Origin of the sequence: Pseudoalteromonas sp. 20-MNA-CIBAN-0454 (genome assembly GCF_040308685.1) — a bacterium.
Lineage (GTDB): Bacteria > Pseudomonadota > Gammaproteobacteria > Enterobacterales > Alteromonadaceae > Pseudoalteromonas > Pseudoalteromonas nigrifaciens.
In genome coordinates this window covers 48,012-59,810 of record NZ_JBEOOB010000007.1, presented here as the reverse complement: position 1 = coordinate 59,810, position 11,799 = coordinate 48,012, and the positions used below count along the sequence as shown (strand labels likewise).

Here is an 11,799-nt window from a genome sequence, read left to right as displayed (position 1 = left end):
AACTAGCGGGGCTTTTTTGTACCTGTAACTTTATATCAATCGCATTAGTCTTGTTCTTTTTCCATGAAGCGTTGTAACTGATCTTTTAAATTTGGCGGAATGCCTTTGATCACTAAGGTATCGGTTGCTTCATTATAAGTAACACGTTCACCTAAGTGTTTACGCTCAAAGCTCACACTTACACCGCCACCTAAACCGGAGAACTTAACCATACTTGCCACTGTTTTTTTATCAACGGGGAATGACTCTTCTAAATCGTAACTTTGCTCTTTGCAAAAGCTGTCAAACGGACTGTCATCGCCTTTTGTAAGTGTTGCCGAAAGCTCACTTACGTTGGCATCTTCACCTGTCGTTACACAATCATTACAGTAATCAAATACTTGTTTACGTAAATCATCTTTTTCTGATTTATCAAATTGTTGCTCTGATAAGTAATCCTCTACAGCACTGAGCATTACTTGGCTTTGTTGTTTAGGATCAATACCTTCTTCACAGCCTAAAAAGTCTAAGAAGAAATCGGCAACTTTGCGCCCTGCGCGGCCTTTAATAAATGAAATATAACGATTGTCTTGCGCTTGGGTGTCCCAAGCGGTTAAATCGATTCGTGCCGCTAATTGCATACGCGAAATATCTAAATGACGTGACGATGCTAAATCAAGCTCAGAGGTAATTGAGTAATGCTCTTTAATATTAATCATCGCAATCAGCATGTAGTCTGTGGCCACATACTGATAATGACAAAACACTAAATAACCTGTTTCATTAAATGCGTATTTATCAAGTTCCTCTTTTAACACACTCGATGCTTGATCTGTCATATGCCAAAAGCCAAGTTCGTTGTTACGGTAACTTTGCATTGCCGATGCAACTACGCTGTTTTTATCGCCACTAAAAGCGCAAAAGCCTTTACCTGGCTTACCATTATATGCATGATGCAATTGCTCAATAAACACAGCTACTTTATCGTTGATTAGCATTTCATCATTACGTAAATGAATTTGAGTATCGCCGTCTTTTTTGTCTACATAATGAACGACTAGTTTTTTAACGTCTGTTGCCATCTTTGTTTTTCACGCCTCTGGTGTTAAAATGTGAGAATATAACTATTAAATTGAACCAACTGATGCCAATCTTATCAAAATACTCTAATGAACAAGTAGAACAAATCGTCGATCAGCTTATTGATGTGTTAACTCAACACAATGCGCCGGTTGATTTGAGTCTTATGTGTTTAGGAAATTCTATCACGCATATCTTAAAAGAGCATGTACCAACAGGGAAAAGACAAGCCGTTACCGAGAACTTTGCTAAAGCTCTCGCACAGTCGGTTAAATAAACTCTATGAATTTATCGCAGCACAATCAGTTTTCATCAAAAGCGAGTCAATTACTAAGTTGGGGGCATTGGTTTACCTTTGCCAATATTGGCTTAGCGCTCTTAATTAGCTTAAGCTACTTGTTTGCCGACTCGCCACCTACAAGCTTTATGGGTATTACTTATATGCTAGTTACTTGGCTTAGCCATACTAGCTTTATTGCCTTTTTAGCGTTTGTGCTGACGGTATTTCCGCTCAGTTTAGTTTTTCCATACCCTCGCCATATTCGCGGTATGGCTGCAGTTATTGCTACCTTTGGCGCCTCTTTACTCACACTTGATGCTTATGTTTATTTTAATTTAGGTTATCACTTAAGTAGTTCTGCTTTACCTGAGATCATTTCGCTTTTATGGCACCGCTTAAACAGCTCACCCGCTTTAACAACTATTTTAGCCGGTGGCATAGTTTTAGTTATTTTAGGTTTTCAGTTAACGGTCAGTAATTTTACTTGGCAAAATTTAGCGCGTTTAAAGCAGCTCAAGTTTGCTCGCTACGCGAGTTCATTTTTAGTGATTTGTTTTGCTTTAAGTCATAGTATTCATATTTGGGCAGACGCTAATTTAAAGTTTGATGTAACTAAACAAGATAACTTTTTACCACTCTCTTACCCTACAACGGCTAAAAGCTTATTAGCTAAAAATGATCTACTAGACATAGAAAGCTATAAACAAGCGCATAATGTGCAAATTAATCAACAAAACATTAGCTACCAATTGCCTACTCCGCTGACAAAATGCGAAGATTACACACCGGCTAAAATTGATATTTTTGTATTTGAAACAGCGCAGCAGCTTGCTCAATTTGCCAGTAATAAAAACTTGTATAGCACTAAGCAGTTTTTACAACCAACCGATCATAACGATATGCTCTTTAGTTTAGTTTATGGTTTACCAGCATTTTATAAATCTACAATTATAAATGAGCAAACATTACCCGCATGGCAAAGCCAACGTCGCAGTGTTGAAGTAACGGGTATTGCAGCGTTAAATTTTATTAACGATCAAACCCACACTAATAGTGCAATTAGAATTATTAAAGGCACTGATGATTTAGCACCTCGCGATAAAAATACTCATGTTTATGCTTTTAGTTTGGCTGATAATAATAAAGAGGTGGTAATTACCTCAACGCTTTATAGTTCAGATAAACGGATCACTCGCGTTAATGGCCTTATTCAACCTAGCGATATAATAGCGACCGCTGTTGGGCAGTATTTAAACTGCAACGCTATTGCTGAGCAAACTATGCTTGGTGTTAACTTACACCAGAAAAAAGATAATATGGGTGTTAATTATTCTCAAGGCGTGGTTATAGCGTATAAAAAGGATAGAATTACCTTAATTGATCCTGATGGCGACTTTAAAAATATTTCTGCCGCCGAAGGATTTTCTATTGAGCAAGGCTTAGACATTCCATTTTTAGTTCACAGTATCAAAAAGTTAAAAACCTTTACTCAATAAGGCTATTATTAACCTAGCTTGCTATACCGCCAAGCTAGGTTATAGTTTTACTTTAACGTTATTAATTTAACGCAGTAAAACACTCTTAGGGATAGCCAATATGATTAAGCTGTACTGTATTTTTATTTTCCTCTTGCTTACAACCTTAAGCTTTAACAGTTTCAGTGCAACCAGTTACTACAAGTGTGTTACACAAGAAGGCACCACCTTTTCTCAATTCCCGTGCGATAACAACGCCACCGTATACAAAGTTAACACCATAATAAATCAGCAAGTAGGCCCTAAAGTAGATTACACCAAGCAATTAAACGAACTGGAGCGCGAAAGCTTACTAGCAGGCTTACAGGCAGAGCTGCGCAGTAATCAACATAAGTTAGCAATATTAGATCGTAAAAAAGACCAAGCTGATTATAAACAGCAACAGCGCCTTAACCATATTTTAGCCAAGGAAGATAAAAAACGTATTGCCTCCGATATTGCTAAAAAACAAAAAGTAATTAACAAAAACTATAAAGCACAAATTAATATGGTAAAAAAGCGCATTAATAAATTACAAAAAAAAATAGACAACTATCAGTAACCTTTATCTCATGAATAAATAACATCTTAATTTAGCTTGGTTTTAAATCGAGAATAACATACTCTTAACAATGATAGAGTATAAGCTCTAGCGTCTAATAAGGAGTAATGATGCAGCCTCGTCATATTGCTGAATTAATTTTAACGGGCTTTAAAAAGCACTACCTGTTATTTCAAAAAACCACGGCAAAAGCACCGCTGGCGTTTGCTAAAAGAGACTGGCAAGCAATTAATGATATAAGCCGATTACGTATTAGCCATTATGATGATCGGGTTAACGAAACCACCGCCACACTTCGACAACAACAAACCGAACAACTCGACGAACAGCTGTGGCTAGAAGTAAAAAAGCTCTATCAACATTTTTTATGTTTTCATCCTCAGGCTGAGCTTGCCGAAACTTTTTATAACTCGGTATTTTGCCGCCTGTATCATCGCCGTTATTTTCATAACGACTTTATTTTTGTAGAAGCCACTCTAAAAGATGCGCCTGCAGTGCCAGTAGAAGCTGAGTATCGCAGCTATTTTCCTGTGGTTGACGGCCTAAAGCCCACAATTAAACAGATCATTAATCACTTTGATTTTAAAGCCCCCTTTGTAAACTTAGAACGAGACATACGACTGCTGGTAAAAGCATTTTATAAACAAGCGCCCGATACGCACCATAAAGCCTGGCAAATGCGCTTTGATATACTGCACACTCCATTTTACCGTAACAAAGCTGCCTATATTGTAGGGCGAGTGGTATCGCAAAGCGGCGTACAACCGTTTATTATTGCAGTACTACACCATGAAGATAAAGGCTTGTACCTAGACGCACTACTTACTAAATCGTCGCAAATGCGAGTTATTTTTGGTTTTGCGCGTGCCTACTTTATGGTAGAAACCCATGCGCCTTGCGCATTAGTGCGATTTTTAAACCAATTAATGCCCAATAAAACCATAGCTGAGCTCTACAACGCTATTGGCTTTCATAAACAAGGTAAAACCGAGTTTTACCGCGAGTTTTTAAATCATTTAACTCACTCTAACGACGAATTTACTATTGCCCCTGGTACACCAGGCATGGTGATGATGGTATTTACCCTGCCCTCATTCGGCTATGTATTTAAAGTTATTAAAGATAAATTTGGCGAAAGTAAACCTTTTGGTCGTGATACCGTTTTAAAGCGCTACCAGTTAGTTAAAAAACACGATCGGGTTGGCCGCATGGCCGACACCATAGAGTATTCTAACGTCGTATTTCCTTTAGCGCGGTTTGATAGTAACTTGTTGCAGCAGTTACACCAAACCATTGGCTCATCCATGGTAATTGAAGGCGACTGGCTAATTATCAAACATTTATATATTGAGCGACGCATGACACCGCTTAATCTATTTTTAGAAAATGCCGATGATGCCAGTGCCGCCGATGCGATTGAAGAGTACGGCCAGGCACTAAAAGAAATGATTGCTGTTAACATATTTCCCGGCGACATGCTGTTAAAAAACTTTGGTGTTAGTAAACACAAACGTATTATTTTTTATGATTACGATGAAGTGCAATATTTAACCGACATGAATTTTAGAGCACTGCCTAAAGCAAAAACGTATGACGACTACTTAATGGATGAGCAAAGCTATTCGGTTGCACCGCAAGATGTATTTCCTGAGCAACTTTGCACCTTTGTAATGCCTAACCCAATCTACAAGCAGTTTTTAATGAGCACACATCCAGAGCTTATTGATGTTAACTTTTGGAAGCAAGCACAGCAAAATATTAAAAATGGTCAGGTTAGCCATATTTATCCATACCCGACAGCACAACGTTTTATCCATCACTGGTAAAGCGTTAAGGACACACAATGAATATAAGTAAAATAGATTTAAATTTACTGGTTTATCTCGATACTTTATTGCGCGAATGTAATGTTACCCGCGCAGCAAACCGGTTAAGTATTACTCAACCTGCCATGAGCAATGGCTTAAAGCGCCTTCGTAACTTATTTAACGATCCTATTTTAGTACGCACCAGCGATGGCATGGTACCCACAGAGCGCGCGTTAGAGTTACAACCCGTTATTCGCGGAATATTAATGACCCTAGAGGAAACACTTGCGCCTAATCGTGAGTTTGAAGCAAGCCAAAGTAAACGCGTATTTAGAATAATGGCCAGTGACTATGCGGCCAGTACTTTAGCGCCCAAGCTATTAAGTAAATTACACGCAGAAGCCCCCGACACCACCTTAGATATACTCACCCCTAGTGATGTGACCTTTCATGATGTGGAAAATGGCAAAGTGGATATGGCAATCAATCGCTTTGAAAACCTACCGCAATCGTTTCATCATAAACGCATTTGGAAAGACAGTTTTTGCTGTTTAGTTAAATCCGATAACCCGATTATTGACAATTTTAGCCTAGAGAGCTACTTAAAAGCACGCCATATTTGGGTAAGTAAAACCGGTTTTGGTGTAGGCGTAGGAATGGATCCTAAAGATGTGCAAAAACTCGGCTGGGTTGATGAAGCACTCGCTCATTTTGGTAAACACCGTAATATTGCCACCTTTACCCGTAACTACCATGTGGCAGTACATTTAGCCAAAGTACAAAACTTAATAGCAACATTGCCCTCCAAAGCAGCTAACATTTATATAGACGATCCTAGTCTTAAAATATTAGAACCTCCTTTTCCTATTCCACCGTTTGAGTTAGATATGATTTGGAGCCCGTTGTTACATCGCGATGCTAGTCATATTTGGTTACGTCAAAAAGTAGCCGAAGTTGCTGAAGAACTTAAGTAATACCGTTACAAAAGCTTTGTAAAATTTGCTTACTTAATCTAATAAGTAAGCAAACATCATCCTCACTATATATTTATTTCAATAAAAACAAACTACTACGAAAGTTCTTATAGTGGAACAACCTTTGCTTTTATATAAATGAACATTTAATTTCATTTATAAGAGAGGTCATTATGAACACCCATCAAAGTAATGAAGTAAATCATATTTCTGACATCATCCAAGTAATGAATAGTGGTATAGATTTTTACGAAAAAGCCCAACAGAACGTAAAAGATCCCGCTGTTGCCGCCCTTTTCCAGCGCATGATTGATGCGCGTAAGGTAACCGTTGAACGCTTACAACCTTTTGCTGTTAATGAACAAGGCGAACGTGAAGATGGCTCATCATTTGCGGTAGAAGCGCGCCGTGCTTACACTGCGCTTATCACTAAATTTAGCAGCAATAACGACGATACGTATATTAAAGAGCTAGAAGAAGTTGAGGATAAAACCCTCGAAGAAATTAAAGATGCAATGAAAGAACCACAACCCGCAGACTGCGAAGCTGTACTAGCTAAAGCATTACTAACAATGCAAAGCTGTCATGCTGAAATGAGCCGAATGAAAAAGCAGTAAGTAGCCTAAATTCTGGATAATAACTCAACCTAAAGCTGAGCTCAGGTTAAACAATTAAAAAAGCCCAGCATTCTTAAATGCTGGGCTTTATATTAAGTATAAAAATGGGAGTATCTATAATTAAAATCGGTATTCTGCACCTAGGTAGTAATACGCACCGTTAAAGCCAAATGGGGCTGAACGGCGAGAGTATTTAAATACCCCTGGGCTGCTTACAATGGTATTGCCTTGGGCGTCTACAATAGTACCAGTACGTGAATTACCTATAGTATTTTCATCTGGGTAGACATCAAATAAGTTATTTGCACCAATATTTACCGATAAGTTCTCAGTTACAAAGTAATTTACTTTAACATCAGTTAATATTTCGGCACCGTAGGTCTGGCGGCCGCCATCTTCTACTGTGTACTCACCAAAGCGATTAAGTGACAAGTTAACTGTCCAATCATCACGTTGATAAAGCGCACTTAAGTTGATGCGATCCTCTGGTTGCCACTCTTCAATAATAGAAATTTCTTGGTCAGAGAACACGTCCTCAACCGGTACTGTTTCTAAACCTGAACCTGCAGGAGTAAATAACGACACCACATCGGTTTTAGTAAAGTTAGCTGCTAAGGTAAAATCAAGCGTACCGCCTAACCCTTCAGTGTTCCAGGTAGCAACAAAGTCAATACCTTGCGTTTCTGTATCAGCACCATTTAAGAAAAACTGACCCGCACCAGCACCTGAGCTTATTAATGCAGCGTCAAGACTTGGCGATAACCCTTTACCTAAACGATTACTGATAACTATACGATCGTCTATATCAATTGAGTAATAGTCGAGCGTTACGTTAATATTGTCTGTTACGTTATACACTATACCTAAGCTGCGGTTTTGCGACTTTTCTTCTGTTAATTTTGGAATACCTAAGCTTTGCGCTAATGTTGAGTCGTTTCTAAAAGTACCGACTTCTTCGGCAACTAAGTTGCCAGTAACATCGTCAACAACAAATTGAGTACTGATATTATTAAAATACAGCTGCTGCATTGACGGCGCTCTAAAACCTGAGCTTAATGCACCACGCAGTGATATATCGTCAGTAATCGACCAGTTACCCGCTAGTTTAAAGTTAACCGTATCACCAAAGCCTTTATAATTATCGTAGCGCAGTGCGCCCGATAAAATAACGTCTTCAATAATATAGGTTTCAGCATCAAGGTAGAACGAAATCACATCACGCGACTCATCAACCGATGACATTGGCGATGAACCACCAAAACCTTGCGTGCCGCCCGAAGCATCTTCGCTGCCAACGCCACCGCTTAAACCGTCGTATATACTTACGCCGTTATTAGTGTCGTAATCTCGGTATGCGTATTCGCTGCCTTCTAAAATGCGATACTCATCGGTGCGAATTTCTGCGCCCATAGCGAGTGAGTAATCATCAAAATTTTGAGTAAAATCTAAATTAAGCGTTTGTAGCGATAATTCCATACCGTAAGCATAGGCTTCACGCGGAATAGTGGCGCGAATATCAGCAGCGCTTAAGCCTTGGTCGTAGCGTAAAAAGTTAGCGTACGAGGCGTTAATTGTGTCACTGGTAGTGTAATCAATACTGTTTTCACCATAGGTGTACGATAAGTCTAAGCTAGCATCGTTATCAAATTGCGTTTTGTAACCAAAGTTATACGAAATATCGTCGATAGTGGTGTTAATTTTTGGCAAAAAGCCAGCCTGAATTGTCGCATCGTTATCTTGTAAAACCGTATTACCGCCACCGTTGGCATTGTGCCTGAAAAACGCTGCCGACTCGTTATCGCGCGTTGAATAAGTAATAAAACCGTATAGTTCGCCATCACCTAACTCATAACCTGTGCTTACAATTAAGCCAAATTGTTGTGAGTCGGCATCGCCTATTCTAAAGGTATCTCTGTCGGCTGTTAGCTCTCGCGGATCGCCCGCTACTAAAGTGCCGTCATCAAGTGTTGTACAACCATTAAATTGGCAAGAGCCATGTAAACCGGCACGGTTAGTTGGCGCACGATCACGGTAGTTAAGTGTAGTATTTACGTAACCTTTATCACCTAAAGCAAAACCCTTATTAAAATCAAGGTTTATCGTTTCACCATCGCCTTCTGAATATTGGCCATAGTTAATTGCGGCTTTACCACCTTCGCTACCATCTTTGAGTACTATATTAATAACACCCGCTATGGCATCTGAGCCATATTGCGCTGCAGCACCGTCACGCAGTACTTCAATGCGCTTAATTGCCGACGCCGGAATAGCATTCATATCGGTACCCGCTGTACCACGACCTACTGAAGTATTAATATGAATAATACTGGCTTGATGGCGGCGCTTACCGTTAATAAGTACTAATGTTTGATCTGGGCCTAAACCACGCAGTGTTGCTGGGCGAAGGGCGTCGGTGCCATCACTAATTGACGAGCTTGAAAAGTTAAACGAAGGCGCAATTGACTGCAGCATTCTGCCCACTTCTGTTTGCCCTTTATTCTCTAGTGCTTCTGCACTTAAAATATCAACCGGAACAGGTAAATCTTCAACTGAACGACCTGCTACACGACTCCCGACAATGGCAATTTTTTCTATTTTTTCTTGGGCAACATCTTCAGCAGCATTAACGCCCTGAGTGTTTGCAGCAAGTAATGCAGGCAATATTGCTGCACTAACGCCTGAAAGCTTCATCATGTTGTTATTTTTCCTATTGATTTGTTTGAGTTTTATACTCAGTAAACCATTTTGATCAACAACCGCATCGAGCTTAGTGTCACCTAACAGTGCCTCCAGTGCATCTAATTGGGTGTAAAAACCATAAAGCGAATTTGCATTATATTGTTTAGCTAACTCATAAGAAAACACCACGGTTTGCTCAGTTTGCTTAGCAAATTCTATTAAAGCTTTGTCTGCTCGCTGCGCTTTTATATCAAATTGCACCATTTGCCCGGTAGTTACTGTGGCTAAAACATTCAAGCTAAAAAAAGCCGATGCAAGCACACTCAAACTACACAATAAATGCGTTTGGTTACTGCGCAACTTATATAAACAGTTGGCAAACAAAAATCCTCTATAGGTTTTATTCTTTTTATTAATATATTTTTTACTTTGCATGTTCATAATTGCAACTTAATCCAACATTAGCATGATTTTAGGCGCTGCTATTTATGACTTAGTTTGACGTTTAAGGCTAACTACGTGCTCACCTAAGCGTTCGTGATCAATCGAAAAATTTGTTTTTAAACTTTCAAGTAGCCCAGCAACATCACCCGCTTTAAATACCCCTGCAACTTTAATATTCGCAAGCTCTGCCGATGAAAGCTCAAACCGAGTAGCGGTATAACGGCTAACTTCATTTAAGGCATCGCTTAATTGTTCTCCGTTAAAAATTAGCATGCCATTTTGCCACGCTAAATCTCGTTGCACATCGTCAGCAGAGAGGCGTTTAATAGGCGCTGTAACACTTTTTTCTATAATTGCTTTTTCGCCTGAGAGCACAATATTTGCGTTTATTTTTCTAATTTTTTGGGTGCTGTTATCGGCTAGTTGATAGGCTTTAAAATCGTTAGCATCAACAGCTACACTCGGATCAGTGATCATCACTTTTCCTTCGGTTACCACTAATTCTAAATGAGATGAGGTATTGCGCTGCACATTAAATACAGTGCCTAATGCTGTAAAGCTTTTATCACCTGCCATCACACTAAATGGCCGCGTAGCATCTTTAGCAACATTAAAACGCCCTTCCCCTCTACTCAGTAATAACTGTCTGCGCCCTTTACTATAGGCAACCTCTAATAGGCTGTTGGTATTAAGTTGCACTATGGTGCCATCGGGCAGTACGTAAGTGGCTTGCTCTCCCACCTTGGTTTTATAAATTTTAGTATAATTAACTTTCGCTAGGGCTTGGTTATAACCAGTCTCTAAATTAACCAATAAGTAACTGCAAATCATTAACGCAGCAAATAAGCTGGCCGCGATACCATACGAAAACACCCATTTACTTTTTTCCTCGGTATTGTTTTTATGCGGAAATAAAGTGCTTAACTCGTTTAATACGCTCAGTTCGTCCCACAACTTAGCGAGTTCGTAAACGGCGTCTTGGTGTGCATTACTTTGCAGCATCCATAATTTAAATTGCTCTTTTTCAACCTTGTTTAAACCGCGATCTATCGCGCTTATCCAATTAGCTGCTGTTTCTAAAATTAAATCTTTTGGTGTAAATTGATGAATATTACTCATTTTGCCACACTCACTATAGTTGGCTTTTGAGCAGCGGTGTCGTGCTTTTTATACTGCTCATTTTCATCCTGAGAATGCTCTCGCATGTATAGCATGGTTTGTAGTAACCCTTTTGCAATATGTTTTTCTACTGTGCTTTGACTTAACTGTAGTTGCTGGGCAATTTCTTTTTGGCTCATACCGTACACTTTTTTTAATATAAAACACTTACGAACCGTCAAGCTTAGTTGCTCTGTTGCCCGACAAAACAATAAAAAACGCTCTTTCGAGGTGTACTCGTCCTCTAGTTGTATTGATTTAAGTAACTTTGGTAATTCATGATCATCACAAAGGGAGTCGCTAAATTTATTATCCCATTTAGCAATATGATTAAGGGCAAGGTGTTTAGCAGTTTTGAGCATGTAACTACGCGTAAATTGAATATCTTGTTTTAAATCAGCTTCGTAGCTTTTAATAAAGGTTTCTTGCACTATATCTTCTACGTCGTCAGGTAACACTATTCGTGAAACAAAGCGGCGTAAATGAGTCGATAACTCTGTAAATGTAGTGGCTAATTTGAGTCCTCGCGCCATCCTTAATTTCATCCCTTATTATTGTATAAACCTAAGTTTGTTAAGATGACTAATTTTAACGTTAATTACAAGGTAAATTGTTAATCCGCGGTTATTTTTTCGTTGCGTTAAAAGTCTCTTTATATGTTATTAAAACAGTAATAAACCTGCATTTTGACCTAAGTCATGCTT

Annotated in this window: 10 protein-coding genes; 6 read left to right on the top strand and 4 right to left on the bottom strand. The window is 39.1% G+C overall.

Going from position 1 to position 11,799, the window contains the following annotated elements:
* Nucleotides 1-44 precede the first annotated feature (44 nt).
* Nucleotides 45-1,061, bottom strand: coding sequence for a nucleoid-associated protein YejK (yejK, locus tag AAEZ22_RS05020; protein WP_011328492.1), 1,017 nt, complete (start codon nucleotides 1,059-1,061; stop codon nucleotides 45-47).
* Nucleotides 1,062-1,123: 62 nt separating this feature from the next.
* On the opposite strand from yejK, the gene AAEZ22_RS05015 reads away from it, so the two are divergent.
* The 6 genes from AAEZ22_RS05015 (at nucleotide 1,124) to AAEZ22_RS04990 (ending at nucleotide 6,814) form a co-directional block, all read left to right on the top strand.
* Nucleotides 1,124-1,336: a YejL family protein gene (locus AAEZ22_RS05015; protein ID WP_011328493.1), complete on the top strand. Its 213-nt coding sequence runs from the start codon at nucleotides 1,124-1,126 to the stop codon at nucleotides 1,334-1,336.
* A gap of 5 nt (nucleotides 1,337-1,341) precedes the next feature.
* Nucleotides 1,342-2,835: a DUF3413 domain-containing protein gene (locus tag AAEZ22_RS05010; protein ID WP_182679242.1), complete on the top strand. Its 1,494-nt coding sequence runs from the start codon at nucleotides 1,342-1,344 to the stop codon at nucleotides 2,833-2,835.
* Nucleotides 2,836-2,935: 100 nt separating this feature from the next.
* Entirely contained in the window at nucleotides 2,936-3,415 is a 480-nt protein-coding gene (locus AAEZ22_RS05005; RefSeq protein WP_352296420.1) for a DUF4124 domain-containing protein, read from the top strand.
* Nucleotides 3,416-3,525: 110 nt separating this feature from the next.
* Complete coding sequence (gene aceK / locus AAEZ22_RS05000; RefSeq protein WP_011328496.1) at nucleotides 3,526-5,241, top strand: bifunctional isocitrate dehydrogenase kinase/phosphatase; 1,716 nt, start codon at nucleotides 3,526-3,528, stop codon at nucleotides 5,239-5,241.
* Nucleotides 5,242-5,258: 17 nt separating this feature from the next.
* Entirely contained in the window at nucleotides 5,259-6,197 is a 939-nt protein-coding gene (locus AAEZ22_RS04995) for a LysR family transcriptional regulator (protein ID WP_011328497.1), read from the top strand.
* A gap of 173 nt (nucleotides 6,198-6,370) precedes the next feature.
* Entirely contained in the window at nucleotides 6,371-6,814 is a 444-nt protein-coding gene (locus AAEZ22_RS04990; RefSeq protein ID WP_352296417.1) for a ferritin-like domain-containing protein, read from the top strand.
* A 120-nt stretch (nucleotides 6,815-6,934) separates the two neighbouring features.
* On the opposite strand, the gene AAEZ22_RS04985 is transcribed toward AAEZ22_RS04990, so the two are convergent.
* The 3 genes from AAEZ22_RS04985 to AAEZ22_RS04975 are packed head-to-tail and all read right to left on the bottom strand — an operon-like array spanning nucleotide 6,935 to nucleotide 11,628.
* Entirely contained in the window at nucleotides 6,935-9,934 is a 3,000-nt protein-coding gene (locus tag AAEZ22_RS04985) for a TonB-dependent receptor plug domain-containing protein (RefSeq protein WP_352296414.1), read from the bottom strand.
* 45 nt (nucleotides 9,935-9,979) lie between these two features.
* The gene (locus AAEZ22_RS04980) at nucleotides 9,980-11,056 is read right to left on the bottom strand and encodes a FecR family protein (RefSeq protein ID WP_011328500.1); all 1,077 of its coding nucleotides are present in this window, start codon (nucleotides 11,054-11,056) and stop codon (nucleotides 9,980-9,982) included.
* Entirely contained in the window at nucleotides 11,053-11,628 is a 576-nt protein-coding gene (locus AAEZ22_RS04975; RefSeq protein WP_011328501.1) for an RNA polymerase sigma factor, read from the bottom strand. The genes AAEZ22_RS04980 and AAEZ22_RS04975 overlap by 4 nt, the downstream gene beginning before the upstream one ends.
* Between the last annotated feature and the right edge of the window lie 171 nt (nucleotides 11,629-11,799).